Annotated in this window: 24 protein-coding genes; 6 read left to right on the top strand and 18 right to left on the bottom strand. The window is 61.7% G+C overall.

Annotated elements, in window-relative coordinates; translation table 11 throughout:
* Positions 1 to 65: 65 nt before the first annotated feature.
* The 5 genes from LOY31_RS27585 to LOY31_RS27605 all read right to left on the bottom strand — a co-directional run bounded on the left by LOY31_RS27585 (position 66) and on the right by LOY31_RS27605 (position 7,274).
* Entirely contained in the window at positions 66 to 1,091 is a 1,026-nt protein-coding gene (locus LOY31_RS27585) for a putative 2-aminoethylphosphonate ABC transporter substrate-binding protein (RefSeq protein ID WP_064600170.1), read from the bottom strand.
* A 35-nt stretch (positions 1,092 to 1,126) separates the two neighbouring features.
* Entirely contained in the window at positions 1,127 to 2,851 is a 1,725-nt protein-coding gene (locus LOY31_RS27590; RefSeq protein ID WP_258712542.1) for a putative 2-aminoethylphosphonate ABC transporter permease subunit, read from the bottom strand.
* Positions 2,851 to 3,927, bottom strand: a complete 1,077-nt coding sequence (locus tag LOY31_RS27595) for a putative 2-aminoethylphosphonate ABC transporter ATP-binding protein (protein ID WP_258712543.1) — start codon at positions 3,925 to 3,927, stop codon at positions 2,851 to 2,853. The genes LOY31_RS27590 and LOY31_RS27595 overlap by 1 nt, the downstream gene beginning before the upstream one ends.
* Before the next feature lie 157 nt (positions 3,928 to 4,084).
* Positions 4,085 to 4,948, bottom strand: a complete 864-nt coding sequence (locus tag LOY31_RS27600; RefSeq protein ID WP_007953452.1) for a LysR family transcriptional regulator — start codon at positions 4,946 to 4,948, stop codon at positions 4,085 to 4,087.
* Positions 4,949 to 4,964: 16 nt separating this feature from the next.
* Entirely contained in the window at positions 4,965 to 7,274 is a 2,310-nt protein-coding gene (locus LOY31_RS27605; protein ID WP_258712544.1) for a heavy metal translocating P-type ATPase, read from the bottom strand.
* A gap of 84 nt (positions 7,275 to 7,358) precedes the next feature.
* Here LOY31_RS27605 and cadR point away from each other — a divergent pair, with 84 nt between their 5' ends.
* Complete coding sequence (cadR, locus tag LOY31_RS27610) at positions 7,359 to 7,808, top strand: Cd(II)/Pb(II)-responsive transcriptional regulator (protein ID WP_258712545.1); 450 nt, start codon at positions 7,359 to 7,361, stop codon at positions 7,806 to 7,808.
* Between the two features lie 172 nt (positions 7,809 to 7,980).
* Here the strand turns inward: cadR and LOY31_RS27615 are convergent, their stop codons facing one another.
* From LOY31_RS27615 to LOY31_RS27625, 3 genes are all read right to left on the bottom strand, one after another.
* On the bottom strand, positions 7,981 to 8,952 hold the full coding sequence (locus LOY31_RS27615; RefSeq protein WP_258712546.1) for a thymidylate synthase: 972 nt from the start codon (positions 8,950 to 8,952) through the stop codon (positions 7,981 to 7,983).
* A gap of 50 nt (positions 8,953 to 9,002) precedes the next feature.
* Positions 9,003 to 9,818, bottom strand: a complete 816-nt coding sequence (gene lgt, locus LOY31_RS27620) for a prolipoprotein diacylglyceryl transferase (protein WP_085605938.1) — start codon at positions 9,816 to 9,818, stop codon at positions 9,003 to 9,005.
* Between the two features lie 96 nt (positions 9,819 to 9,914).
* Positions 9,915 to 10,697 (bottom strand): sulfite exporter TauE/SafE family protein, encoded by a 783-nt coding sequence (locus LOY31_RS27625; RefSeq protein ID WP_258712548.1) that lies wholly within the window; start codon positions 10,695 to 10,697, stop codon positions 9,915 to 9,917.
* Positions 10,698 to 10,828: 131 nt separating this feature from the next.
* Here LOY31_RS27625 and LOY31_RS27630 point away from each other — a divergent pair, with 131 nt between their 5' ends.
* On the top strand, positions 10,829 to 11,575 hold the full coding sequence (locus LOY31_RS27630; protein ID WP_258712549.1) for an NRDE family protein: 747 nt from the start codon (positions 10,829 to 10,831) through the stop codon (positions 11,573 to 11,575).
* Positions 11,576 to 11,672: 97 nt separating this feature from the next.
* Here LOY31_RS27630 and ptsP read toward each other — a convergent pair whose 3' ends face one another.
* Positions 11,673 to 13,952 (bottom strand): phosphoenolpyruvate--protein phosphotransferase, encoded by a 2,280-nt coding sequence (gene ptsP / locus LOY31_RS27635; RefSeq protein ID WP_007953470.1) that lies wholly within the window; start codon positions 13,950 to 13,952, stop codon positions 11,673 to 11,675.
* A gap of 22 nt (positions 13,953 to 13,974) precedes the next feature.
* Positions 13,975 to 14,454 (bottom strand): RNA pyrophosphohydrolase, encoded by a 480-nt coding sequence (locus tag LOY31_RS27640; RefSeq protein WP_003229203.1) that lies wholly within the window; start codon positions 14,452 to 14,454, stop codon positions 13,975 to 13,977.
* A 143-nt stretch (positions 14,455 to 14,597) separates the two neighbouring features.
* On the opposite strand from LOY31_RS27640, the gene LOY31_RS27645 reads away from it, so the two are divergent.
* Entirely contained in the window at positions 14,598 to 15,254 is a 657-nt protein-coding gene (locus LOY31_RS27645; RefSeq protein ID WP_258712550.1) for an HAD family phosphatase, read from the top strand.
* A gap of 21 nt (positions 15,255 to 15,275) precedes the next feature.
* On the opposite strand, the gene LOY31_RS27650 is transcribed toward LOY31_RS27645, so the two are convergent.
* Together LOY31_RS27650 and ilvA are read right to left on the bottom strand one after the other, a co-directional pair.
* Entirely contained in the window at positions 15,276 to 15,701 is a 426-nt protein-coding gene (locus LOY31_RS27650; protein ID WP_127800482.1) for a DUF2269 family protein, read from the bottom strand.
* A gap of 39 nt (positions 15,702 to 15,740) precedes the next feature.
* The gene (gene ilvA, locus LOY31_RS27655) at positions 15,741 to 17,255 is read right to left on the bottom strand and encodes a threonine ammonia-lyase, biosynthetic (protein WP_007953475.1); all 1,515 of its coding nucleotides are present in this window, start codon (positions 17,253 to 17,255) and stop codon (positions 15,741 to 15,743) included.
* Between the two features lie 146 nt (positions 17,256 to 17,401).
* Here ilvA and rpiA point away from each other — a divergent pair, with 146 nt between their 5' ends.
* A complete protein-coding gene (gene rpiA / locus LOY31_RS27660) occupies positions 17,402 to 18,076 on the top strand; it encodes a ribose-5-phosphate isomerase RpiA (RefSeq protein ID WP_007953476.1) in 675 nt (224 codons plus the stop codon).
* Positions 18,077 to 18,159: 83 nt separating this feature from the next.
* Here rpiA and LOY31_RS27665 read toward each other — a convergent pair whose 3' ends face one another.
* From LOY31_RS27665 to LOY31_RS27680, 4 genes are all read right to left on the bottom strand, one after another.
* Positions 18,160 to 19,077, bottom strand: coding sequence for an SdiA-regulated domain-containing protein (locus LOY31_RS27665; RefSeq protein ID WP_258712551.1), 918 nt, complete (start codon positions 19,075 to 19,077; stop codon positions 18,160 to 18,162).
* A gap of 117 nt (positions 19,078 to 19,194) precedes the next feature.
* Positions 19,195 to 20,118: an SdiA-regulated domain-containing protein gene (locus LOY31_RS27670; protein ID WP_258712552.1), complete on the bottom strand. Its 924-nt coding sequence runs from the start codon at positions 20,116 to 20,118 to the stop codon at positions 19,195 to 19,197.
* Between the two features lie 260 nt (positions 20,119 to 20,378).
* The gene (locus LOY31_RS27675) at positions 20,379 to 21,044 is read right to left on the bottom strand and encodes a fumarylacetoacetate hydrolase family protein (protein WP_007953483.1); all 666 of its coding nucleotides are present in this window, start codon (positions 21,042 to 21,044) and stop codon (positions 20,379 to 20,381) included.
* A 40-nt stretch (positions 21,045 to 21,084) separates the two neighbouring features.
* The gene (locus LOY31_RS27680; RefSeq protein ID WP_039765411.1) at positions 21,085 to 22,479 is read right to left on the bottom strand and encodes an FAD-binding oxidoreductase; all 1,395 of its coding nucleotides are present in this window, start codon (positions 22,477 to 22,479) and stop codon (positions 21,085 to 21,087) included.
* Between the two features lie 204 nt (positions 22,480 to 22,683).
* On the opposite strand from LOY31_RS27680, the gene serA reads away from it, so the two are divergent.
* Positions 22,684 to 23,913 carry a phosphoglycerate dehydrogenase gene (serA, locus tag LOY31_RS27685; protein ID WP_007953487.1) on the top strand — a complete coding sequence of 410 codons (1,230 nt, stop codon included), beginning with the start codon at positions 22,684 to 22,686 and terminating at the stop codon, positions 23,911 to 23,913.
* 61 nt (positions 23,914 to 23,974) lie between these two features.
* Here the strand turns inward: serA and LOY31_RS27690 are convergent, their stop codons facing one another.
* Positions 23,975 to 24,400, bottom strand: a complete 426-nt coding sequence (locus LOY31_RS27690) for a DUF4399 domain-containing protein (protein WP_007953489.1) — start codon at positions 24,398 to 24,400, stop codon at positions 23,975 to 23,977.
* Between the two features lie 132 nt (positions 24,401 to 24,532).
* Between LOY31_RS27690 and LOY31_RS27695 the strand changes: the two genes are divergently transcribed.
* Entirely contained in the window at positions 24,533 to 25,111 is a 579-nt protein-coding gene (locus tag LOY31_RS27695; RefSeq protein WP_085605955.1) for a transporter substrate-binding domain-containing protein, read from the top strand.
* Between the two features lie 11 nt (positions 25,112 to 25,122).
* Here the strand turns inward: LOY31_RS27695 and LOY31_RS27700 are convergent, their stop codons facing one another.
* On the bottom strand, positions 25,123 to 25,608 hold the full coding sequence (locus LOY31_RS27700; protein ID WP_258712554.1) for a DUF523 domain-containing protein: 486 nt from the start codon (positions 25,606 to 25,608) through the stop codon (positions 25,123 to 25,125).
* Position 25,609 lies beyond the last annotated feature (1 nt).

Here is a 25,609-nt window from a genome sequence, read left to right on the forward strand (position 1 = left end):
TTCACTGGCGATCCAATGTGGGAGCGGGCTTGCTCGCGAAGAGGCCCTGTCAGTCAATGAAATTCTTACTTGGCAGCGACTTTCTCGGACTTGCCGTCATAGCGCTTGCGCCATTCGGTCAGGATCTCGTCGCGGTTCTTCGAGGCCCAGGCGAAGTCGTTCTTGATCAGGCGCTGCTCGTAGTCGGCCGGCAGTTCGGTCTGCGGCTTGGCGATGCCCGGTTGGGCGAGGACGGCGAAGTTTTCCTTGTACAGATCCATCGCCGGGGCGCTGGCGGAGAAGTCGGCCAGTTTCTTCGCGGCCTCTTCGTGCGGCGTGCCTTTGATCACGGCAGTCGCCTCGATCTCCCAGCCCAGGCCTTCCTTCGGCAGGATGATGTCCAGCGGCGCACCTTGGCGCTTCAGCTGAACGGCCGGGTATTCGAAGGAAATGCCGATCGGGAATTCGCCCGCTGCCGCCAGTTTGCAAGGCTTGGAGCCGGAGTGAACGTACTGGCCGATGTTCTGGTGCAGGCCGTCCATGTAGGCCCAGCCCTGTTTCTCGCCGAAGGTTTGCAGCCAGGCGCTGACGTCGAGGAAACCGGTGCCGGACGAGGCAGGGTTCGGCATCACGATCTTGCCTTTGTACTCAGGCTTGGTCAGGTCCTGCCAGCTCACCGGTTTGGTCAGGCCCTGTTTCTCGGCCTCGACGGTGTTGAAGCAAATGGTCGCGGCCCAGACGTCCATGCCGACCCAGGCTGGCGGGTTGGCGGCGTCGCGGTAGTTCGCGCCGATCTTGCCCAGATCCTTCGGCGCATAGCTTTGCAGCATGCCCTGCTGATCGAGGATCGCCAGGCTCGACGCCGCCAGGCCCCAGACCGCGTCAGCCTGCGGGCGATCCTTTTCGGCCAGCAGTTTGGCGGTGATGATCCCGGTGGAGTCACGCACCCACTTGATCTCGACGTCCGGGTTGGCCTTTTCGAAGGCCTCTTTGTAGGACTTCAACTGCTCGGCTTCGAGGGCGGTGTACACCGTCAACTCGGTTTTTGCCGCGAAGGCATTCAGGCTGAAAGTAGCGAGCACAGCAGCGGCCAGGGCCATAGGCTTGAACATGATCGTTTTCCTGTCTTGAGTTGAGGTTGGGAAAATCAGTGGCCGGGCGCCGTTTGCCGCCAGGCCTGGGAACGGCGCAGCAAGCCGCGCGAAGCCCACGCCAGCAGCAAGGACACGCCCGCCGAGGTGAACAGAATCAGCGTCGACATCGCCGCCGCGCCGCCGACGTTGCCGGCGTCATCCATGTTCAGCACCGCCACCGCCGCGAGGATGGTGTCGGGGCTGTAGAGGAAGATCGCGGCGGACACGGTGGTCATGGCCGAGACAAACAGGTAGCGCACGATGTCCAGCAGCGCCGGCAGGCAGATCGGCACGGTGACCCGCAGGTAATGCCGGTACAGCGGCGCCTTGAGCGACAGCGCGGCAGCTTCGAACTCGGCATCGAGCTGACGCAGCGCGGTGGTGGCGGTCATTTGCGCAGTGGTCAAATAGTGAGCAATGGTGCAGACGATCAGCAGGGTCATGGTCCCGTACAGCACGTGCAGCGGGTTGCCGGTCAGGTTGAAAAAGAAGACGTAACCCAGACCGAGCACCAGCCCCGGCACCGCCATCGGTACGAAACTGAGCATGCGCAGTGTCAGATTCAGCCCGCGCTGGTTGCGGGTCTTTTCCATCAGGTAGGCACCGGTGAAGATCAGCACGCTGCCGATCAGAGCCGTGCCCAGTGCCATCTTCAAACTGTTGCCATAGGCCAGCCAGCCACCGCCGGCGGTCTCGTTGAACTGATAGTGATTGAGCGACAGCGACAGGTTGTACGGCCAGAACTTCACCAGCGACGAGAACACCGCCATGCCGAACACCAGCAGCAACGCGGCGCTGATCAGCAGGACCATGCTGAGATAAAAGGCATCGCGCTTCTTCGACGGCGCCGGTTTGAACACCTGGGCGCGGCCGCTCATGGAGTCGCCGTGACGCCGACGCAGCCAGGCATCGACGCCGAAGCTGAACAGTGCCGGCAGCAACAGAACCATGCCGATCAACGCGCCGCGACCGAATTGCTGCTGGCCGACTACGGCTTTGTAGGCTTCCAGCGCCAGCACCTGATAGTCGCCACCGACCACCACTGGCACACCAAAATCGGTGATGGTCAGGGTGAACACCAGACAGAACGCGGCGAACACAGCCTGACGGGTCGCCGGCCAGGTGATGCTGCGGAAGGCTTTCGCAGGGCTCGCACCCATGCTCGACGCAGCGTCGAACAGTCGTGCATCCGCCAGCGACAGGGCTGACAGCAAAATCATCAAGGCGTGTGGGAAGGTGTAGATCACCTCACCCAGAACAATCCCCCAGAAACCGTAGATGTTGTCCGACAGCAGCCCGCGCAACATCCCCTGATTGCCGAACAGATAGACCAGCGCGATCCCCGGCAGCATCGACGGCGCCATCAGTGGCAGCAACGAAATCCCGCGCCAGATGCCTTTGCCGGGAATCAACGTGCGCTGCAAGGCGTAGGCAAACAGGTAGGCCAGCGGTACGACGATCGTCGCGACGCTGAGGGAAACCTTCAGGCTGTTGCCGAGCAACCAGTGGAAATTGTCGCTGCTCACCAGCTCCTTGGCGGCGAGCCAGCCACCACCCTGCCCGGCTTCGCTGCTGAAGCCGCGCCAGAAGATCGCCAGCAATGGCAACAGCACGGCCACACCGAGCAGCACCAGCAGCAGGAGTTTGCCGCCGAGGACGAAGATCCGGTCGCCGACCTCGGCCCCGGACACCTGCCGCGCCTGCTTTTGCGATAGCGGCAGTGCGAGGTTGCTGTTCATCAGGCAAACACCTGCAGGCTGCCTGGCGGCAAGGCGACCATGATCTGCTGGGCGCCGAGGCGTGGCATGGCTTCCGGCGCCAGTTCAGCGAGCAAGGCGTGACCGGGCAATTGATCGAGTTCGAAGCTCATGCGGCAGCGGTTACCGAGGAAAGTGATCTCGCGGACCTTGGCCGGGAACAGGTTTTCTTCGTGCACCAACGGATTGACGTTGATCGCTTCCGGGCGGCAGAACAGCCGGCCCGACGGACTATGGACGCTGCCATCGGCAAGGCGCAGGTTCATCCCGCCGACCTTGGCGTGGCTGTCGCTGCTGCGCTGGAACGGCAGCCAGTTGCCCTGGCCGACAAACTCGGCCACGAACGGCGTGGCCGGGCGGTTGTAGATTTCCTGCGGGGTGGCGTACTGCTCGACCTTGCCGTTGTTCATCACGGCGATGCGGTCGGCCATCAGCATGGCTTCGTCCTGATTGTGGGTGACCATCAGGGTGGTGATGCCGAGGTTGCGTTGCAGTTGGCGCAGCTCGGTGCACAGATGCTCGCGGACGCGGGCATCGAGGGCCGACATCGGTTCGTCGAGCAACAGCAGCGACGGTGCGGGGGCCAGGGCGCGGGCCAGTGCCACCCGTTGCTGCTGGCCGCCGGACAACTGGCCCGGGTACTTTTTCTCACTGCCGCTGAGGCCGACCAGTTCCAGCATCTGACCGACGCGACGGCGCACTTCATCGCGACCGCTACTGGCGAGGCCGTAGGCAATGTTCGCTTCGACGGTCAGATTGGGAAACAGCGCGTAGGACTGAAACAGAATGCCGTAGTCCCGGGCCTGCGGGGCGAGGTGGGAAACGTCGCGCTCGCCGAGGTACAACTCGCCGCTGTCCTGCTTTTCCAGACCGGCGATGCAACGCAGCAATGTGGTCTTGCCACAGCCCGACGGGCCGAGCAGGCAAACGAGCTCACCAGCCGCGACATCAAGGGAGACGTTATCCAGCGCAGTGAAGGCGCCGAAGCGCTTCTGCACGCCGCGCACTTTCATCGGTGCGCCGGGGTTGGTCAGGGCAGTTGCGATTGCAGGGTTCATGGACAGGCCTCATCAAGCAGATGAGACGAATCCTAGAGTTGTAATGCGTCGGTCATATGGCAACAAGGCAAAATCGACCGATAGTGGTATTCAGGGATTTGGGTTCCCCGCGGATCGCGGATCGTTCCCACGCTCTGCGTGGGAACGATCATTACGATCAAGCGGGGGACATTTCCTGCGCCAACCCGAGAAACGCCGCCGGCAACCGGGCGTTCTTGCGTTCCTTGAGGCAGTAGAGGTATTCGGGAATCTGCGGCGCATTCTCCAGGGTCAGCACCCGCAACTGTGGATCGTGCGGCACTTCCTGGCGGGCGATGATGCTGATGCCGATGTTGCGCAGCACCGCCTCGCGGATCGATTCGCGGCTGCCGATCTCCAGCAACGGGCCGAAACTGACCCCGGCACTGGCCAGCAATTCTTCGGTGAGGCGACGGGTAGTCGAGCCGGATTCACGCATCAGCAAGGTATGCCCGGCCAGTGCACTCAGCGTGACATGGTCGTGCGCCGCCAGCGGATGATTGCGATGCACCGCCAGCACCAGCGGATCGCTGCCGAGCACCCGGCGGATCAGCCGTGCGTCGTCGAGCAGTTGCGACGACGCCGCGACATCCACCCGGTAATCCTCCAGCGCTTCGAGCACTTGCTGAGAGTTGCCGATTTCCACCGAGACTTCTACCTGCGGCAGGCGCTCGCGGAAGGTCTTCACCAGATCGAGGATGTAATACGGCGCGGTGGCGGCGATGCGCAGCGTGCCCTGGACCTGACCGCTGTTGCGCAGGAAGAACTCGATATCGGCTTCCTGCTGCAACAGCGCCTTGACCATCGGCAACAGCCGCGCACCTTCGTCGCTGACACTCAGGCGCCTGCCGCCACGGTAGAACAGCTCCACCGAATACTGGCTTTCAAGATTGCGAATCTGGGTGGTCACGGTCGGTTGGCTGAGGCCGAGCTTTTTCGCCGCCAGCGTGATGCTGCCCAGGCGGGCCACCATGTAAAACGCTTTCAGCTCGGCACTCAGCACAACCGCCCCTCTTCCTCTATTTGCGCAACAGGCGCAAACCGTTGAACACCACCAGCAGGCTCACGCCCATGTCGGCAAACACCGCCATCCACATGGTGGCGAGCCCGGCGAAGGTTACCCCAAGAAAGATCGCTTTGATCACCAGCGCCAGCGCGATGTTCTGTTTCAGGATAGCGGCGGTATGGCGCGACAGGCTGATGAAGGCCGGAATCTTGCGCAGATCGTCGTCCATCAGGGCGACATCGGCGGTTTCGATCGCCGTGTCGGTGCCGGCCGCCGCCATGGCGAAACCGATCTCGGCCCGAGCCAGTGCCGGTGCATCATTGATGCCGTCACCGACCATGCCGACCCGACGCCCCTGCGCATACAGGTCTTCAATGGCTTGCAGTTTGTCGGTCGGCAACAAGTCGCCCTTGGCCTGATCGATCCCGACCTGCGCCGCAATCGCCTGCGCGGTGTGGACGTTGTCGCCGGTGAGCATCAGGGTTTTCACGCCCAGTTCGTGCAGTTGGCGGATCGCCTCGCGACTGGTTTCCTTGACCGTGTCGGCCACGGCGAACAGTGCCAGCGGGCCGGAGCGGTCGAGCAGCAACACCACGGACTTGCCCTGTTTCTCCAGCGCGAACAGCTTTTCTTCCAGCTGCGGCGAGCACAGGCCCAGCTCTTCGACCAGACGATGGTTGCCCAAGTGGTAGACCTGACCATTGACCTCGCCTTTTACCCCACGGCCGGCCAGCGCTTCGAAGTTATCCACAACCAGCGCCGCGAAACCTTTATCCACAGCCGCGTTGGCGATGGCCAGCGACACCGGGTGATCGGAGCGCCCGGCCAGCGCGGCGGCAATCGCCGGGGCCGTGGCGTCGGCGGTCGGGTCGAGGGACAGGTAATCGGTCTGCACCGGTTTGCCGTGGGTGATGGTGCCGGTCTTGTCGAGGGCCAGATAGTCGAGCTTGAAACCGCCCTCCAGGTACACGCCGCCCTTGACCAGAATGCCTTTGCGCGCCGCAGCGGCGAGGCCGCTGACGATGGTCACCGGGGTGGAAATCACCAAGGCACACGGGCAAGCGACCACCAGCAGCACTAGCGCGCGGTAGATCCAGTCGAACCACGCGGCGCCCATGAACAGCGGCGGGATGATCGCCACGGCCAGCGCCAGGACGAAGATCACCGGGGTGTAGATTTTCGAAAACTGATCGACGAAGCGCTGAGTCGGCGCCCGCGCGCCCTGCGCCTGCTCCACGGCGTGGATGATTCGCGCCAGGGTGGAATTGTTCGCCGCTGCGGTTACCGAATATTCCAGCGAACCGGCCTGGTTGATGGTGCCGGCGAACACTTTGTCGCCGACGGTTTTTTCCACCGGCAGGCTTTCGCCAGTGATCGGTGCCTGATCGATGGTCGAGCTGCCGCTGACGACATCACCGTCCAGCGCAATACGCTCACCGGGTTTCACCCGCACGCGGGCGCCGAGATCGATGCTTTTGACGTCCAGTTCGACCCAGTTACCGTCCGCCTGCAACACCGTCGCCTGTTCCGGCGTCATCTGCATCAGGCCGCTGATGGCGTTGCGCGCGCGATCCAGCGAGCGCGCTTCGATCAGCTCGGCCACGGTGAACAGGAACATCACCATCGCCGCTTCCGGCCATTGGCCGATCAACACGGCGCCGGTCACGGCGATGCTCATCAGCGCATTGATGTTGAGGTTGCGGTTCTTCAGGGCGATCCAGCCCTTTTTGTAGGTGGTGAGGCCGCCGCTGAGGATCGAGATCAGCGCGATGATCGCCACCACCCAGGTCGGGGCGGCGCTGGTGAAGTGGATCACTTCGGCAGCGAGCGCACCGACGCCGGATAGCGCGAGGGGCCACCAGTGTTTTTTCACCGGCGCCGGCGTTGGCGCTTCGACGCCCGCCTCCAGCGGTTCGGCCTGCATGCCGAGGGATTTGATCGCGTCGATGATCGGTGCGGTGTCCGGCAAGTTGTGAGTCACGCCGAGTACACGGTTGATCAGGTTGAATTCCAGCTGCTGGATCCCGGCCAGTTTGCCGAGCTTGTTCTGGATCAGCGTCTGTTCGGTCGGGCAGTCCATTGCCTCGATGCGGAAGCTGCTCAGCCGGGCGTCGGCACTTTTTGCCTCGCTCAGTTGTACCCGTGAAGGCGCGGTGGCTTTCGACGAGCAGCACGAGTCTTCACTCGAATGAACCGGCGCAGGCGTAACGGTTTTCGACCCGCAGCAGGAATCGCCGGCGTGGGCATGTTTATGCACAGGCTGCAGTTTGTGACTGTGATCGTGCCCGTCGCCGGGCTTGTGGGTGTGCAGGGAATCGCTCATTGGTCGCGTCCATGAAGGTGCCTGTTGCCAAGTAAAGACCCTGTAGCCACTATAGGGTCAAGCACCCTTTTGGAGATTGCCGTCATGAAGATCGGAGAACTGGCGAAACAGACCGATTGCGCCGTGGAAACCATCCGCTACTACGAACGTGAAAACCTGCTGCCGGAACCGGCCCGCAGCGACGGCAACTACCGCGTCTACACCCAGGCCCACGCCGAGCGCCTGACCTTCATCCGCAACTGCCGCACCCTCGACATGACCCTCGAAGAAATCCGCAGCCTGCTCACCTTGCGTGACAGCCCGCAGGACCAGTGCGAAAGCGTGAATGCGCTGATCGACGAACACATCCAGCACGTCAAGGCGCGGATTGACGGGTTATTGGCATTGCAGACGCAACTGCTCGACCTGCGCCAGCGCTGTGGCGAGGGGCCGGAGGCGGATCAGTGCGGGATTTTGCAGCGGCTGGAGGTAAGTGGCGGTGTTGTGGCGGCGGAGGTTGAGCATTCGCATGTGGGCAGAAGCCACGGCCACTAACAACTGTCGCTCGTTCCCACGCTCTGCGTGGGAATGAATCCCGTGACGCTCTGCGTCACTTTGGACGCAGAGCGTCCATGGCAGCATTCCCACGCAGAGCGTGGGAACGATCTGACCACCAGAAACAACTGAGGGAGCCATTTGGCTCCCTCAGTTGTTTGTCACTCGTGCTTCAGACCGCCATCGGCGCAGTCATCGGCGCATGGTGCTCGTAGCCTTCCAGCGAGAAGTCGCTCGGCTCCACCAGCTCCAGCCATTCCGGCTGGTACACACCGGTCTTGGCAAACTCCGGCACGCGGTCCGAAATCCTCAGCTTCGGCATGGCGAACGGCTCGCGCTTGAGCTGTTCGTTGAGCATGTCCAGGTGGTTTTCGTAGACGTGGGCGTCACCGATGAAATAGGTGAACCAGCGCGGCGTGTAGCCGGTCAGGCGACCGATCAGGCTCAGCAGTGCGGCGCCTTCGGTGAGGTTGAACGGCGTGCCCAGGCCCAGGTCGTTGGAGCGGATGTAGAGGGTCAGAGAGATCTCTTTGGTCTCGACATTCGGGTGGAACTGGTACAGCAGATGGCACGGCGGCAGGGCCATTTCATCGAGCTGGGCGCAGTTCCAGCCGTGGAACAGGATGCGGCGGCTGCCCGGGTCCTTGATGATCGTGTCGACGCACTGGCGCACCTGATCGATGGCTTTGTACAAGACCACGTAGGCCTGGCCGTCTTCTTCGCCCTGGGCAATCTGCTTGTAGCCGTTGCTCAAGGTTTGTTCGATGGCGGCGGTGTTGCTCAGCGGGATCTGCTTGTACGCCGGCCATTTGCGCCATTGCACGCCGTAGATCTCGCCGAGGTCGTCTTCGCCCTGGCGGAACGGGTTGGCCAGCCACTGAGCGTTTTCGTTGGCGTTCTGATCCCAGACCTTGCAGCCCAGCGCACGGAATTCCGCAGCGTTGTTCACGCCCCGCAGAAAGCCGCACATCTCGCCGATGGCCGATTTGAAGGCCATCTTGCGGGTGGTGATCGCCGGGAAACCTTCCTGCAGATCGAAGCGCAGCATGGCGCCCGGAAAGCTGATGGTGTTCACGCCGGTACGGTTGGCCTGTTTGGTGCCGTTGTTGATGACGTGCGACACCAGATCGAGATATTGCTTCATGAGTTACCTGTGTCCTTGAGCCCCGGCAAACGGCGCCGGGGTTCGAATATTTAAGCTGTCGGTGCAACCGGCGCCGCCGGGGCGCGGTGGTAGGCCAGCCAGATCAGGAACAACCCGCCGATGATCATCGGTACGCAGAGTACCTGACCCATGGTCAGCCAGTTCCAGGCCAGATAGCCCAGTTGCGCGTCCGGCACGCGGACGAATTCGACGATGAAACGGAAGATGCCATAGAACAGCGCGAACATGCCCGAGACCGCCATGGTTGGCCGAGGCTTGCGCGAAAAAATCCACAAAATCAGGAACAGAGCGACGCCCTCAAGCGCGAACTGATACAGCTGCGACGGATGACGCGGCAGTTGCGCCGGGTCGCTGAACGGCGGGAACACCATTGCCCACGGCACGTCGGTGGCCTTGCCCCACAGCTCGGCGTTGATGAAGTTGCCGATGCGTCCGGCGCCCAGACCGATCGGCACCATCGGCGCCACGAAGTCCATCAGTTGGAAGAACGACTTGCCGTTACGCTTGCCGAACCACAGCGCGGCCAGCATCACGCCGATGAAACCGCCGTGGAACGACATGCCGCCCTTCCACACTTCGAAAATCAGCGTCGGGTTGGCGATGTAGGCGCTCAGGTCGTAGAACAGCACATAGCCCAGACGCCCGCCGACAATCACCCCCATCGACAGCCAGAACACCAGATCGGAGAGTTTCTCCTTGGTCCAGGTCGGGTCAAAACGGTTGAGCCGGCGCGATGCCAGCAGCCACGCGCCGCCGATGCCGACCAGGTACATCAGGCCGTACCAGTGGATTTTCAGCGGACCGATGGCCAGGGCCACCGGATCGATCTGCGGGTAAGGCAGCATTGCGACTCCTCGTTAGCATTCAAATCTTCAAAAATTCCCGGGCGACGCTGTCACCTCAGGATTAAGCCAGGATTGCGACCGGCCAAAACAGACGGCTCAGAACAGAAAGCTCAGGCCCACGCAAAACAGCAAAGCCGCGAACAACCGTTTAAGCAACTTCGGCGACAACCTGTGCGCCAGCCGCGCGCCGAGACGGGCGAACACCATGCTGGTCAGCGCAATGCCGAGCAGTGCCGGCAAATACACAAAACCGAGACTATGGGCCGGCAGCAACGGATCATGCCAGCCCAGAATCATGAAACTTATTGCACTGGCGACAGCGATTGGCAGGCCACAGGCTGACGATGTCGCCACGGCCTGCTGCATCGGCACGCTGCGCCAGGTCAGGAACGGCACGGTTAGCGAGCCGCCGCCAATCCCGAAAATCGCCGACGCCCAGCCGATCACACTGCCGGCCATGGTCAGACCGAGTTTGCCGGGCACCGTTCGGCTGGCCTTGGGTTTGACGTCCAGCGCCAGTTGCGTCGCGATCACCAGGGCGAACACACCGATGATCTTTTGCAGGTTGGGCCCGGAGATCGCTTCGGCGGTCAGCGCCCCGAAGCCTGCACCGAGCAGAATCCCGACGGTCATCCACTTGAAGATCGGCCAGCGCACGGCGCCGCGTCGATGATGCTCGCGCACCGCATTGACCGACGTGAAGATGATCGTCGCCAGGGACGTGCCGACCGCCAAATGGGTCAGGATCGACGGATCGAAGCCCTGCAAGGTGAAACTGAACACCAGCACCGGGACGATGATGATCCCGCCGCCCACCCCGAACAGCCCGGCCAATACGCCCGCACAGGCGCCCAGCGCCAGATAGAGCAGAAATTCCATGACTGCCTCCCAAGGCGCATCCCCAAAACCGGAGCGGCATGGTAACGGATGGATACCCTTCGGCTCCACTGGCGATGGATGCACGGACGATGTCTGCGTAGAGTGGGCAAAAAACACACAAGGACCACCTTATGTGCCTGATTGTTTTCGCCTGGCGACCGGGGCATGCCCAGCCGCTGATCGTCGCGGCCAACCGTGACGAGTTCTACGCCCGGCCCAGCCTGCCCCTGGCCCAGTGGCCCGAGTCGCCGCATGTTCATGCCGGGCGGGATCTTGAGGCCGGGGGCACCTGGCTCGGCCTTGGTGCCAACGGTCGTTTTGCGGCGCTGACCAACATTCGCGATCCCCATCAGCCGCCGGCGCGACGCTCTCGGGGCGAGCTGGTGGCGGGTTTTCTGACCGGAAACCTGTCGATCGATGACTACTTGTCCGATGTTGTCGCCCGTTCGCCGGAATATGCCGGGTTCAACCTGCTGCTGGGCAATGCCAACGAGCTGTGGCACTTCAATGCGCGGTCTTCGGAGCCGGTGATGCTGCAGCCCGGCGTTTATGGACTGTCCAACGCCGGGCTGGATACGCCGTGGCCGAAACTGCTCAAGGCCAAGGCGGCATTGAGTGCGGTGCTGGATGATCCGCAGCCCGAGCGGTTGTTGGCGTTGTTGGGGGATGCGCAAACGGCGCCGTTTGCTGATTTGCCGGACACCGGCGTGGGCCTGGCGACCGAGTCGTTGTTGTCGAGTGTGTTTATTGCCAGCCAAAGCTATGGGACTCGGGCGAGTACGGCGTTGATTGTGCAGGCGGACGGGACGCGGCGGATGGTGGAGCGCAGTTTTGGGCCGTATGGCGGGCATCTGGGGGAAGTTGAGATTCTGATTTAGCGGCGCCTGAACTGACGCCATCGCGAGCAGGCTCGCTCCCACATTGGAATACATTGCCTTGTGGGAGCGAGCCTGCTCGCGATTGGCGCGACTCGGTCTAGAGGGGTTTGACCGCCGCCGGATTGACCATCTTCGCCAACCCAAGGTTCTTCAGCGCCAGTTGCAGCGAGCTGTGGATAACCTGCGGGTTGTCGATGGTCATCAGTTCCGCCAACAGATCCTTGGCCTTGCTCAGGTTGATCTGACGCAGCATCCATTTCACCTTCGGCAGGTTGGTGGCGTTCATCGACAGGCTGTCGAAACCCATCGCCATCAACAGCACCGCCGCCGCCGGGTCACCGGCCATCTCACCGCAGATGCTCACCGGCTTGCCTTCGGCATGGGCGTCGCGCACGACGGTTTGCAGGGCTTGCAGCACCGCCGGGTGCAGGTAGTCGTAGAGGTCGGCCACCCGTGGATTGTTGCGGTCCACCGCCAGCAGGTACTGGGTCAGGTCGTTGGAGCCGACCGACAGGAAGTCCACCATCCGCGCCAGCTCTTTGGTCTGGTAAACCGCCGCAGGAATTTCGATCATCACGCCCACCGGCGGCATCGGCACGTCGGTGCCTTCGTCGCGCACTTCGCCCCAGGCCCGGTGGATCAGGTGCAGCGCCTCTTCGAGCTCGTGGATGCCGGAGATCATCGGCAGCAGGATCCGCAGGTTGTTCAGGCCTTCGCTGGCCTTGAGCATCGCGCGGGTCTGCACCAGGAAGATTTCCGGGTGGTCGAGGGTGACGCGGATCCCGCGCCAGCCGAGGAACGGGTTGTCTTCCTTGATCGGGAAGTAGGACAGCGACTTGTCACCGCCGATGTCCAGGCTGCGCATGGTCACCGGTTGCGGATGGAACGCGGCAAGCTGCTCGCGGTAGATCGCCAGTTGTTCCTTCTCGCTCGGGAAGCGCTGGTTGATCATGAACGGCACTTCGGTGCGATACAGACCAACGCCTTCGGCGCCGCGCTTCTGCGCCCGCGCCACATCGGCCAGCAGGCCGGTGTTGACCCACAGCGGCATGCGGTGACCATCGAGGGTCACGCACGGCAGGTCGCGCAGGGAGTCGAGACCCAGCGCCAGTTGTTTCTCTTCTTCCACCACCTCGGCGAACTGCTTGATCAGCACTTCGCTCGGGTTGGTGTAGATTTCGCCCTTGAGCCCGTCGACGATCATCGGAATGCCATCGACCTTGGCGTATGGCAAGTCGACTACACCCATCACCGTCGGGATACCCATGGCCCGGGCCAGGATCGCGACGTGAGAGTTACCCGAACCGAGCACCGATACCAGACCGACCAGCGTGCCTTCCGGCACCTCGCCGAGCATCGCCGGCGTCAGTTCTTCGCTGACCAGAATGGTCTTTTCCGGGTAGACCAGGTTCTGCTGACGCTCTTCCTGCAGATAGGCCAGCAGGCGTCGGCCCAGGTCCTTGACGTCCGACGCCCGCTCACGCAGGTACTCGTCGTCCATCAAGTCAAAACGATTGACGTGATCGGTCACGACCTGACGCAACGCGCCCTGGGCCCACTGGCCGGTCTTGATCACGTTGGTGATTTCGCTGCCCAGCGAGGCATCGTCGAGCATCATCAGGTAGACGTCGAACAGCGCACGCTCTTCCGGACGCAGCTGGGTCGCCAGCTTGGCCGACAACGCACGCATGTCGGCGCGCACACCTTCGATGGCGGTCTTGAACAGCGCCAGTTCCGCGTCGATGTCGGTGATGGTCTTGTCCGGCACCACGTCCAGATCCGCCGGCGGCAGCATGACCACCGCAGTACCGACCGCCGCACCCGGCGAACCCGGTACGCCGACGAACTTGGCTTCCTGAATGCCCTTGCCCTGACGGCCCAGACCACGGATGGAACCTGTGGCCTCGGCGTGGGCGATTACCCCGGCGAGCTGCGCGCTCATGGTCACGAGGAAGGCTTCTTCACCTTCATCGAACTGGCGGCGTTCTTTCTGCTGGATGACCAACACGCCGACGACGCGGCGGTGGTGAATGATCGGCGCCCCGAGGAACGAGGCGTAGCGCTCTTCGCCGGTTTCGGCGAAGTAGCGGTAGCGCGGGTGATCCGCGGCGTTTTCGAGGTTCAGGGGTTCTTCACGCGTGCCGACCAGGCCGACCAGACCTTCGTTGGGCGCCATGCTGACCTTGCCGATCGAGCGCTTGTTCAAGCCCTCGGTGGCCATCAGCACGAAGCGGTTGGTCTCTGGATCAAGCAGGTAGACCGAGCAGACCTGGCTGCCCATGGCCTCTTTGACGCGCAACACAATAATCCCCAACGCCGCCTTGAGATCCTTGGCGGAGTTAACTTCCTGGACGATCTTGCGCAGCGTATTGAGCATGGCTCGGGGTCGAACTCCGTCGTCAGTCGCGCGCTAAAAGGCGCGGGGCAAGCTCTTTGAGAGCGCGGCGATACACTTCGCGCTTGAATGTCACCACCTGGCCCAACGGATACCAATAACTGACCCAGCGCCAGCCATCGAACTCCGGTTTACCGGTCAAATCCATCCGCACCCGCTGCTCGTTGGAGATCAGGCGCAGGAGAAACCATTTCTGTTTCTGGCCGATGCACAGCGGTTGGCTGTGGGTTCGCACCAGACGTTGCGGCAAACGATAGCGCAACCAGCCTCGGGTGCAGGCCAGTATTTCAACATCTTCGCGTTCCAGGCCAACTTCTTCGTTCAGCTCGCGGTACAAGGCGTCTTCCGGCGTCTCCTCGGGATTGATTCCCCCTTGCGGAAACTGCCAGGCATCTTGATTGATACGGCGAGCCCATAGCACCTGGCCGGCGTCATTCGTCAGAATGATCCCGACATTAGGGCGGAAACCATCGGGGTCGATCACGGCAACAACCTCGCAAACGCATGTCGCCGCATTGTTCCACAAAGGTTGTGAAGGCGGCAACGAAGGTTCCGAGCTTATGTGCACTCTTGTGAAAAGACCGTATTCTTGTGGCCTTTTTACTGACTTTTCAGCGGGTAACTGCAATGCGCCTGGCTTTATTCGATTTGGACAACACCCTTCTGGGCGGCGACAGCGATCACGCTTGGGGCGATTATCTGTGCGAACGCGGCTTCCTCGACCCGATCGCCTACAAGACGCGCAACGACGAGTTCTATCAGGATTACCTGGCCGGCAAACTGGATAACGCGGCCTACCTGAACTTCTGCCTGGAAATTCTCGGCCGCACCGAGATGGCCGTGCTTGAGCAGTGGCACAACGATTACATGCGCGACTGCATCGAGCCGATCATGCTGCCGAAGGCGCTTGAGTTGCTGAAAAAGCACCGCGATGCCGGCGACAAACTGGTGATCATCACCGCCACCAACCGCTTCGTCACCGCGCCGATTGCGGTACGCCTGGGCGTTGAAACCCTGATCGCCACCGAGTGCGAGATGCAGGACGGCCGCTACACCGGGCGCAGCACCGATGTGCCGTGCTTCCGCGAAGGCAAGGTGACACGCCTGAACCGCTGGCTGGAAGAAACCGGGCATTCGCTGGAAGGCAGCTATTTCTACAGCGACTCGATGAATGACCTGCCGCTGCTGGAGCAGGTGGCGAATCCGGTGGCAGTTGATCCGGATCCGAACCTGCGGGCCGAGGCTGAGAAGCGTGGCTGGCCGGTGATTTCGCTGCGCGACTGAGACCGCAGCAGGCGCCAGGCCTTAAACCGGCTTGGCGCCCATCAACCCGGCAATCGCGATAAAGCAGACCAGCCCGAACAACGCCAGCCCCAGGCTGAACCGGCCCACGCCGCCCGGCGCCTTGCGCAACCGGTTCAAACGCACCAGCAGCCAGAACCACGCCAGCGCCGCCACCGTGTAGAGCACGCTCGACGCCAGAATCCACGTCTGCCCCAGCGGCCAGCCCACCAGATGCACCATCCACCAGCCGGTGAACGGCATGCTCACCAGCGCCAGCACGATCAACAGCCAGACAAACAGCCATGGCCGCTGCAACGTACGGCTGCCCGCCGTCGCGTCACCCTTGCGCCGTGCGCGCCAGACCCAGATTCCCAGGCCCAGCGCACCGAGCAACAGCACCGCAGTCGCCAGCATGTGCGCCGCTTTCAGGGCGGTTAACGTTTCCATGATCCGATTTCCTTATGGCCTGCCCATCAGCGTAGCCGTTCAGCCAAGAAACAGCTGATAGGCCGGGTTGTCGCTTTCGTCCCAGTACGGGTAGCCGATTTCCTCAAGGGCTGCAGGCACCAGATGACGTTCGTCGTGGGGCACTTGCAGACCCGCCACCACGCGGCCGTCCGCCGCACCGTGGTTGCGGTAGTGGAACATCGAGATGTTCCAGCGCCCGCCGAGTTTGTTGAGGAAGTTGAACAGCGCGCCCGGACGCTCCGGGAACTCAAAGCGCAGCACCACTTCATCGACCACGTGCGCCGCACGACCGCCGACCATGTGGCGGATGTGCAGCTTGGCCAGTTCGTTGTCGGTCAGGTCGAGCACCGGGAAACCCTGCTCGGTCAGGCTCGCCAGCAGTGCGCTGCGCGGGTCGTTGTCCGGGTGGGTCTGCACGCCGACGAAGATGTGCGCTTCGCTGCCATTGTTATAGCGGTAGTTGAATTCGGTGATCTGGCGTTTGCCGATGGCCTCGCAGAAAGCCTTGAAGCTGCCGGCCTTCTCCGGGATGGTCACGGCGATGATCGCTTCGCGGCCTTCACCCAGTTCGGCGCGCTCGGCGACGTGGCGCAAGCGGTCGAAGTTGACGTTGGCCCCGGAGTCGATGGCCACGAAGGTCTTGCCGCTGACGCCGCGCTGCTCGACGTACTTCTTGATCCCGGCCACGCCGAGGGCGCCGGCCGGTTCGGTGATCGAGCGTGTATCGTCGTAAATGTCCTTGATCGCCGCGCAGATTTCGTCGGTGCTGACGGTGATCACTTCGTCGACGTAATCCTTGCAGATGTCGAAGGTGTGCTGGCCGATCTGCGCCACCGCCACGCCGTCGGCGAAGATGCCCACGGCCGGCAGTACCACGCGCTCGCCTGCGGCCATTGCCGCTTGCAAGCAGTTGGAGTCATCGGGCTCGACGCCGATGACCTTGATGTCCGGGCGCAGGTATTTCACGTACGCCGCGATGCCGGCGATCAGACCGCCGCCGCCCACCGGAACGAAGATCGCGTCCAGTGGCTGCGGGTGCTGGCGCAGGATTTCCATCGCCACGGTGCCCTGCCCGGCAATGGTGTGCGGATCGTCGTACGGGTGGATGTAGACGTAGCCTTTTTCATCGACCAGTTTCAGCGAGTAGGCCAGGGCTTCCGGGAAGGAGTCGCCGTGCAGCACCACCTTGCCGCCACGGGAGCGCACGCCTTCGACCTTGATCTCCGGGGTGGTCTTGGGCATCACGATGGTCGCTTTCACGCCCAACACTTTCGCCGCCAGGGCCAGGCCCTGCGCATGGTTGCCCGCCGACGCGGTGACCACGCCGCGAGCGCGCTCTTCGTCGCTCAACTGGGTCAGCTTGTTGTAGGCGCCGCGAATCTTGAACGAGAACACCGGCTGCAAGTCTTCGCGCTTGAGCCAGATGTCGTTGCCCAACCGCTCGGAGAGCTGGCGGGCGTTCTGCAGCGGGGTTTCTACGGCAACGTCATAAACGCGCGAGGTGAGGATCTTCTTGACGTACTGTTCGAGCATCGGAAAGCATCACTGGCGGTTGGGCGGGACCAGCGAGTCTAACCCGGCTTTCGGCCGGACGACCACACGAATGCAGAGGTTTTAGCCCGGCTTGAGGCTATAATGCCGGCCTTTCCGTTCTTACCTTGCCCGCTTCCGGAGCCCGCATGACCCAGGATCAACTCAAACAGGCCGTGGCCCAGGCCGCCGTCGACTTCATCCTTCCGAAACTCGACGACAAGAGCATCGTCGGCGTCGGCACCGGCTCCACCGCCAACTGCTTCATCGACGCCCTGGCCCAGCACAAGGGCGCGTTCGATGGCGCGGTCGCGAGCTCCGAAGCCACCGCCGCGCGCCTCAAGGGCCACGGGATTCCGGTGTACGAGCTGAACACCGTGAGCAACCTGGAGTTCTACGTCGACGGCGCCGATGAAAGCGACGAACACCTGAACCTGATCAAGGGCGGCGGCGCAGCCCTGACCCGCGAGAAGATCGTCGCGGCCGTGGCCCAGACTTTCATCTGCATCGCCGACGCCAGCAAACTGGTGCCGGTGCTCGGCGCGTTCCCGCTGCCGGTGGAAGTGATCCCGATGGCCCGCAGCCATGTGGCCCGCCAACTGGTGAAACTGGGCGGCGACCCGGTCTACCGCGAAGGCGTGCTGACCGACAACGGCAACATCATCCTCGACGTGCACAACCTGCAAATCACCAACCCGGTGGAGCTGGAAGCGCAGATCAACGCGATCGTCGGCGTGGTCACCAACGGTTTGTTTGCGGCGCGCCCGGCGGATCTGTTGTTGCTGGGTACCAGCGAAGGCGTGAAGACCCTCAAAGCTGAATAAACCAGGCTGCCCACATATTTGTGGGCAGATGAAAAACCTGTGGGAGCTAGCTTGCTAGCTCCCACAGTGTTTTGTGGTGTTGGTTAATTCTGCGCAGGCTTCCTGAAGACATAAAACAGATTCGGCTCGCTCACCAGATACAACGTCCCGTCGTCATCCATCGCGATACCTTCCGCCTGCGGCACGGTTTTCTTCAGGCCCTGCCGGCCACCGCTCAACGACAGGGTGCTCAACGGGCGCCCGTCCACATCCAGTTCCAGAATCAGCCGTGACTCGTCGGACAGCGCCAGTAAATGGCCGCTGCGCTCGTCGTATTGCAGGCTCGACAGATCGCGCACGAACATCCCGGCATCGCGCTTGGGGTTATTGATGACGTGTACCGCGTAGGATTTTTCCGGATTGAAGTGCGGAAAACCGTGCACTTCATAGATCAGCATCGGATCCCGCTCCTTGGCCACGAACAGGCGCTTGCCCACCGAGTCGTAAGCCAGGCCTTCAAAGCCCTTGTTGCCGCTCATGTGCACACCGAGGGTCATTTGCTCGGCATCCGCCGCATCGAGGAACGTGGTGTCGTGTTCCAGGTGGATCTTGATCAGCCGTTGCTGGCGTTCATCGGTGATCACATAGGTGTCGGCGCTGATGAACTCCACCGCCTCCGGATCGCCGAAGCCGATCAAGGCGACACGGCGCAGGATCGCGCCGTCCAGCGACAGCTCGATCAGCTCGGCATTCTTGTTGGTGACCGTGAACAGACTCTTGCGCACCGGATCGTAGGTCAGCGCCGAGACGTCGTCGTTCAGCCCGTCGATGACCTTCGCTTCGATTTCCACCCGATACTTATCCAGCCCGATGGACTGGCTGCTCATCGGCTGCCAGAGCGTATGCAGGTTGAACCAGGCACGCTCGAACAGTCGCATGTATTGCCCGATCGCAATCAGCGCGATCAGGGCAATCACCGACAGGATGATGAACAAAGGCTTGGGGCGGGCAAGTCGACGCATTCGGGCAGGCTCGGAGTCAAAACAGGCGGATGAAATATCACGCCTGTCTGAACTGAAGCTTAATGGCCACTTGCCTCAAGCCACAACTGCACAGATCTGCAATTGCTGTAGGAGTCGTTACTTCTGCTTTTCGAAGCGGTAGAACAGGTTCGGCTCGCTGACCATGTACAGCGTGCCCGCCTCGTCCATGGTCACGCCTTCGGCGCGGGGAATGGTTTTCTTCAAGCCGTTGAAACCGCCGAGCAGGGTCATGAAGCTGACTTGTTCGCCCCTCTCGTCCAGCTCCAGCAGCAAATGCGAATCGGCGGACAACACCAGGGTGTGGCCGGTGCGCGGGTCGATCGACAAAGCCGAAAGGTTGCGCAGGTCCAGTTCATCGCTGTCGAGTTTCTGCTTGTCGCCCTTGAGCGTCTGGCTGCCGTCGCTTTTCCAGGTGAACAGCGCAGGCGGACGCTCTTCGCCCAGCAGCAATTGCTGATTGCGGGCGTCCCAGGTGATGGCTTCGAAGGCTTTGTTCTGGTCTTTCGACGGGCCGAGGTCGTATTTCGGGAAATCGTCGCGCTTCAGTTCGCGGGTTTCGGCATCGACCTTGACGATGGAGAGCATGTGCTCGCGCTCGTCGACAATTGCCATCAAGCCGTTTTCCATCACCGTCAGGCCTTCGGGATTGCTCCAGCCCACCAGCGGCATCTTGCGCAGCACGTCACCCTGCAGAGTCAGCTCGACCAGGAAAGGATTCTTGCCCATCACCGAAAACAGGCTTTTGGTCTGCGGGTTATAGGAGAGGTCCGAAGCTTCGTCCTTTTCCATGCCCGGCAGCAGCTTGGCGTCGATGACCACCCGGTAGTCCGGGAGCCAGACGCTTTCCTGTTTCTCGGCCGGGCTTTCGAAACGCTCCAGCACCCACAACAGGCCACGGTCATCCCAATGCATGGCAAACGCCAGCCCGTACGCAGCGGCGGCTGCCAACAACAGCCAGGAATACCAACGCAGGGCGAAGCGTGAACGGCGGGCGGGTTTGAGCTGAGTTTGAGATGACATCAAAGGACGCGTTCCGAAAATTCAGGCTACGGGTAATAGCACAAAGAGGCCGGCTCAGACGCCAGAATGACCGGAATTATCCGGACAAAATGTGAAAAAAACGGCAAATGGCCGGAATGCCTTATGTGTTTGCGAGCTGCAACACAAAAATGTGGGAGCCATCCTGCTGGCGATGGCGGTGTATCAGTCGAATGAAACATCAACTGACAATCCGTCATCGCCAGCAGGCTGGCTCCCACATAGCTATTTCAGTGTTGCAGTCAGCGAACGCTGCTGGTGAAGCGACTGGCGCCCGGTAGTTCCAGCACGATCTCATCGCCAACGTTCAGCGGGCCGACGCCCACCGGCGTACCGGTCAGGATCACGTCACCGGCCTGCAGCGAAAAGCAGCCGGCCATGTGCTGGATCATCGGCACGATCGGGTTGAGCATTGCGCTGCTGTTGCCGTCCTGGCGCACTTCGCCGTTGATGGTCAGGCGGATACCGATGTCGGTCAGGTCGGCGAAGGTACTGCCGACCACGAACGGGGCAATCACCGCCGCGCCGTCGAACGACTTGGCAATTTCCCACGGCAGGCCCTTGGACTTGAGCTCGGCCTGCTTGTCGCGCAGGGTCAGGTCCAGCGCCGGGGCGAAACCGGAGATCGCGTCCAGCACTTCTTCGCGGCTCGGCTTGGTCGACAGCGGCTTGCCGATCAACACGGCGATTTCCGCCTCGTAATGCACCGAGCCACGCTCGGTCGGAATGCTGAAACCGCCTTCCAGCGGCACCACGCAACTGCCGGGCTTGATGAACAGCAACGGCTCGGTAGGCACCGGGTTGTCCAGTTCCTTGGCGTGCTCGGCGTAGTTACGCCCGATGCACACCACTTTCCCCAGCGGAAAATGAATCCGCGTACCGTCGACATACTGGTGCTGATAGCTCATTACCGACTCCTGCCTTCATTGATTCATCAGGGATTGCCAATCAAACCGCGAAGATCTTGCCCGGGTTCATGATGCCGTTCGGGTCGAACACCGCCTTGACCGCTTTCATGTATTCGATTTCCACCGGCGAGCGGCTGTAGGTCAAGTAGTCGCGCTTGGTCATGCCCACGCCGTGTTCGGCGGAAATCGAACCGTTGTACTTCTCGACGGTTTCGAACACCCACTTGTTGACGGTGGCGCACTTGGCGAAAAACTCGTCCTTGCTCAGGTTGTCCGGCTTGAGGATGTTCAGGTGCAGGTTGCCGTCGCCGATGTGGCCGAACCAGACGATTTCGAAATCCGGATAGTGTTCGCCGACGATCGCGTCGATTTCCTGCAGGAACGCCGGGACTTTCGAGACGGTGACCGAGATGTCGTTCTTGTACGGCGTCCAGTGGGAGATGGTTTCGGAGATGTACTCGCGCAGCTTCCACAGGTTCTGCAACTGGGTTTCGCTCTGGCTCATCACGCCGTCCAGCACCCAGCCCTGCTCCACGCAATGCTCGAAGGTTTCCAGGGCGGTGTTGGCCACTTCTTCGGTGGTCGCCTCGAATTCCAGCAAGGCATAAAACGGGCAATCGGTTTCGAACGGCGCCGGAACATCGCCACGGCCCATGACCTTGGCCAAGGCCTTGTCGGAGAAAAATTCGAACGCGGTCAGGTCGAGTCGACCCTGAAAGGCGTGCAGCACCGGCATGATCGAATCGAAATCGGCGGTGCCGAGGACCATCGCAGTCAGGTTTTTTGGTGCACGATCCAGGCGCATGGTGGCCTCGACCACAAAACCGAGAGTGCCTTCAGCGCCGATGAACAGCTGCCGCAGGTCATAACCGGTGGCGTTCTTGATCAGGTCTTTGTTGAGTTCCAGCACATCGCCCTTGCCGGTCACCACTTTCATGCCCGCCACCCAATTGCGGGTCATGCCATAGCGAATGACCTTGATCCCGCCGGCATTGGTGCCGATGTTGCCGCCAATCTGGCTGGAACCGGCCGAAGCGAAGTCCACCGGGTAGTACAAGTCATGTTCTTCGGCGGCGTTCTGCAATTGCTCGGTGACCACGCCCGGCTGACAGACGGCGGTGCGGTCGGTCAGGTTGATATCCAGAATCTGATTCATGTAGTCGAACGACACGACCACTTCGCCATTGGCGGCCACGGCCGCGGCGGAAAGCCCGGTTCGCCCGCCCGACGGCACCAGCGCCACTTTATGTTCGTTGGCCCAGCGGACGACGGCCTGCACCTGCTCGATGGTCTTGGGGAACACAATGGCACTGGGCGCCGGGGCGAAGTGCTTGGTCCAGTCCTTGCCGTAAGCGTTCAGGGAGTCGGCATCGGTCAGGACCTTGCCAGGCTCGACCAGGGTCTTCAGTTCATCAATCAGGGCAGGATTGGTCATCGACGGAACTCTCGAACAATTCATGGTCATCCTGAGAACGCTTCACGTCGCAGGAATGAGTGTTTAGCGGGGTGGCTATGCTAGCATACCGACCCCGCAGGCCAGTGCCCAAGGCCGGTTCTGCGGTGACGGCTTTCTTGTCGTCCAGGTCAATGTCTGTTGACCATTTCCTGCCATTTTTCTCCGGGATACAGGTTTACGCAGATGAGCAAGACTTCTCTCGATAAGAGCAAGATCAAGTTCCTTCTTCTCGAAGGCGTCCACCAATCGGCTGTCGACGTCCTCAAGGCGGCGGGCTACACCAGCATCGAATACCTGACAGGCTCCCTGCCGGAAGCCCAGCTCAAGGAAAAGATCGCTGACGCTCACTTCATCGGCATTCGTTCGCGCACCCAGCTGACCGAAGAGATCTTCGATCACGCGAAGAAGCTGGTCGCGGTCGGCTGTTTCTGCATCGGCACCAACCAGGTTGACCTGGAAGCGGCCCGCGAGCGCGGCATCGCCGTGTTCAACGCGCCGTACTCCAACACCCGCTCCGTTGCCGAGCTGGTGCTGGCCGAAGCGATCCTGCTGCTGCGCGGCATCCCTGAGAAAAACGCTTCCTGCCACCGTGGCGGCTGGATCAAGTCCGCAGCCAACTCCTTCGAGATCCGTGGCAAGAAACTGGGCATCGTCGGCTACGGCTCGATCGGTACTCAGCTGTCGGTCCTGGCTGAAGGCCTGGGCATGCAGGTGTTCTTCTACGACACCGTGACCAAGCTGCCACTGGGCAACGCGACCCAGGTCGGCAACCTGCACGAGCTGCTGGGCATGTCCGACATCGTCACCCTGCACGTTCCGGAAACCGCTGCGACCCAGTGGATGATCGGCGAGAAGGAAATCCGCGCCATCAAGAAGGGCGGCATCCTGATCAACGCTGCACGCGGCACCGTGGTCGAGCTGGATCACCTGGCCGCTGCGATCAAGGACAAACACCTGATCGGCGCCGCCATCGACGTGTTCCCGGTCGAGCCGCGCTCCAATGACGAAGAGTTCGAAAGCCCGCTGCGTGGCCTGGACAACGTGATCCTGACCCCGCACATCGGCGGTTCCACCGCTGAAGCGCAGGCCAACATCGGTCTGGAAGTGGCAGAAAAACTGGTCAAGTACAGCGACAACGGTACTTCGGTATCGTCCGTGAACTTCCCGGAAGTGGCCCTGCCGGCTCACCCTGGCAAGCACCGCCTGCTGCACATCCACGAGAACATCCCGGGTGTGATGAGCGAGATCAACAAGGTCTTCGCCGAAAACGGCATCAACATCTCCGGTCAGTTCCTGCAGACCAACGAGAAGGTCGGCTACGTGGTGATCGACGTCGACGCCGAGTACTCGGAGCTGGCGCAAGAGAAGCTGCAACACGTCAACGGCACCATCCGTAGCCGCGTGTTGTTCTGATCAAGCGTTGAGCGACAAAAAAGGGAGCCTTCGGGCTCCCTTTTTCATGCACGCGAAAACGTCATTCGACGTTGACGGTGATCTTCTTCGACACGATCGGTGGATCGAACGCCATGTGGCCGCTGTCACCCAGCTCCAGCTGCAGGGTGTGCTTGCCCGGCGCGAGCTTGATGTCGGCCTGGGTCTGCGCCTTGCCGAAGTGCATGTGGTTGGCGTCGGTCGGCACGACGGAGCCGGCCGGAACGATTTCCTTGGCGTCGATCAGCAGATGGTGATGACCGGTGTTCTTGGTGACGTCACCGGCCGGTGCCAGCGCGATGTCCTTTACACCGAACTTGACCGTGAAGGTCTGCGGAACCGTGGCTCCGTCCTCGGGAGAAACGATGAACACTTCGGCGCCCTTCGGTGCCGGTGTGGCCGCACTGGCCAGTACCGAAACACCCATCAGCACACCGGCCAACGCTGCACGTGACATAAAGCTTTTCATTTTCTTCTCCAGTTTTTCCGTAAAATCCGCACGGTCATGACAACTTCATGACCATTCGTTGTCGAAGGCACTCGACAACCATAGCAAAGCGAGCCTGGAAAACAGGCCGATATCGATTTCAAAGGAGTGACCATGCGTTTTCTGCCTGGCCTGATCTGCCTGCTTCCCCTTCTGAGCCCTCTGGCTCATGCCGAACTGATTGATGACGTCTACGACCGTGGCGAGTTGCGCATAGCCCTTGAGGCTAATACACCGCCCTTCAATTTCAAGGACGGCGACACGCTCACGGGGTTCGAGGTCGAGCTTGGGCAACTGCTGGCCAACGAACTGGATGTGCGCGCCGACTTCATCGTCACCGACGAAGCCGATCTGCTCCAGGGCGTTGAAAGCGGCAAGTACGACGTCGCGCTCAACCACATAGCACTGACACCCGAGCTCAAGGATCGTTTCGACGTCAGCGAACCTTACACGCAGGTCAATGCGCAATTGCTGGCGAAAAAGGACGAGCAACCTCGGCCGATGGTTCTGGTGCAGGCGCTGACTGAAGAGAAACCGAAGGTCGGGCCGCCGGTGGATCTGGCGATTCCGTTTCAGAAGGGCAACCCGGCGTTTCACGCGAGCCTGGAGAATGCCTTGCAGCGGATCAGGGCGGATGGGCGGCTGGAGGCGTTGTCGAAGAAGTGGTTGAGTGTGCAGGCTACGGAAAACTGAAGTGAACGTGACTAGTCGAGCAAGCTGAGGGCCTGTGCGGCTTGCGGCAGTTCGAGTTCGCTGAAGACCTGTACGCCATGGCGCTTCAGCAACGCGGCGGTAACGCCCTCGCCACTCACCTTCACCCCACTGAACGTCCCGTCATAGGTCAACAGATTCCCACACGAAGGACTGTTGGCCTTGAGCACCGCCACCCGAATCCCGTGCTTCTGCACCAGCGCCAGCGCCTGCCGCGCACCATCCAGAAACTGCGCACTGACATCTTCGCCCTCGGTAGTGATCACCGAAGCGAGCCCGTCCAACACTTCGCTACCCTGCCCGCCCGGAATCTCTGCCGCTGCCCGTGGCGTCGGCAAACCACCGGCGACTTCCGGGCACAGCGGCACTACGCGCCCTTCGGCAATCCACTGTTCCAGCAGATCGAACGGCCCGCTGGCCCCACCGTCGTAACGCACGCGATGGCCCAGCAGGCAGCGACTGACCAAAATCCTGTGCATC

Source organism: Pseudomonas sp. B21-021, from assembly GCF_024749205.1.
GTDB lineage: Bacteria > Pseudomonadota > Gammaproteobacteria > Pseudomonadales > Pseudomonadaceae > Aquipseudomonas > Aquipseudomonas paraglycinae.

Coding starts and splice junctions, on each gene's coding strand:
- LOY31_RS27595 (WP_258712543.1), bottom strand. CDS start 3,927: ATGAACCCTGCAATCGCAACTGCCCTGACCAACCCCGGCGCACCGATG.
- LOY31_RS27670 (WP_258712552.1), bottom strand. CDS start 20,118: ATGTCATCTCAAACTCAGCTCAAACCCGCCCGCCGTTCACGCTTCGCC.
- LOY31_RS27585 (WP_064600170.1), bottom strand. CDS start 1,091: ATGTTCAAGCCTATGGCCCTGGCCGCTGCTGTGCTCGCTACTTTCAGC.
- LOY31_RS27695 (WP_085605955.1), top strand. CDS start 24,533: ATGCGTTTTCTGCCTGGCCTGATCTGCCTGCTTCCCCTTCTGAGCCCT.
- LOY31_RS27615 (WP_258712546.1), bottom strand. CDS start 8,952: ATGAAGCAATATCTCGATCTGGTGTCGCACGTCATCAACAACGGCACC.
- ilvA (WP_007953475.1), bottom strand. CDS start 17,255: ATGCTCGAACAGTACGTCAAGAAGATCCTCACCTCGCGCGTTTATGAC.
- LOY31_RS27650 (WP_127800482.1), bottom strand. CDS start 15,701: ATGGAAACGTTAACCGCCCTGAAAGCGGCGCACATGCTGGCGACTGCG.
- LOY31_RS27675 (WP_007953483.1), bottom strand. CDS start 21,044: ATGAGCTATCAGCACCAGTATGTCGACGGTACGCGGATTCATTTTCCG.
- LOY31_RS27625 (WP_258712548.1), bottom strand. CDS start 10,697: ATGGAATTTCTGCTCTATCTGGCGCTGGGCGCCTGTGCGGGCGTATTG.
- LOY31_RS27645 (WP_258712550.1), top strand. CDS start 14,598: ATGCGCCTGGCTTTATTCGATTTGGACAACACCCTTCTGGGCGGCGAC.
- lgt (WP_085605938.1), bottom strand. CDS start 9,818: ATGCTGCCTTACCCGCAGATCGATCCGGTGGCCCTGGCCATCGGTCCG.
- cadR (WP_258712545.1), top strand. CDS start 7,359: ATGAAGATCGGAGAACTGGCGAAACAGACCGATTGCGCCGTGGAAACC.
- LOY31_RS27590 (WP_258712542.1), bottom strand. CDS start 2,851: ATGAACAGCAACCTCGCACTGCCGCTATCGCAAAAGCAGGCGCGGCAG.
- LOY31_RS27630 (WP_258712549.1), top strand. CDS start 10,829: ATGTGCCTGATTGTTTTCGCCTGGCGACCGGGGCATGCCCAGCCGCTG.
- LOY31_RS27605 (WP_258712544.1), bottom strand. CDS start 7,274: ATGAGCGATTCCCTGCACACCCACAAGCCCGGCGACGGGCACGATCAC.
- rpiA (WP_007953476.1), top strand. CDS start 17,402: ATGACCCAGGATCAACTCAAACAGGCCGTGGCCCAGGCCGCCGTCGAC.
- ptsP (WP_007953470.1), bottom strand. CDS start 13,952: ATGCTCAATACGCTGCGCAAGATCGTCCAGGAAGTTAACTCCGCCAAG.
- LOY31_RS27700 (WP_258712554.1), bottom strand. CDS start 25,608: ATGCACAGGATTTTGGTCAGTCGCTGCCTGCTGGGCCATCGCGTGCGT.
- LOY31_RS27690 (WP_007953489.1), bottom strand. CDS start 24,400: ATGAAAAGCTTTATGTCACGTGCAGCGTTGGCCGGTGTGCTGATGGGT.
- LOY31_RS27665 (WP_258712551.1), bottom strand. CDS start 19,077: ATGCGTCGACTTGCCCGCCCCAAGCCTTTGTTCATCATCCTGTCGGTG.
- serA (WP_007953487.1), top strand. CDS start 22,684: ATGAGCAAGACTTCTCTCGATAAGAGCAAGATCAAGTTCCTTCTTCTC.
- LOY31_RS27680 (WP_039765411.1), bottom strand. CDS start 22,479: ATGACCAATCCTGCCCTGATTGATGAACTGAAGACCCTGGTCGAGCCT.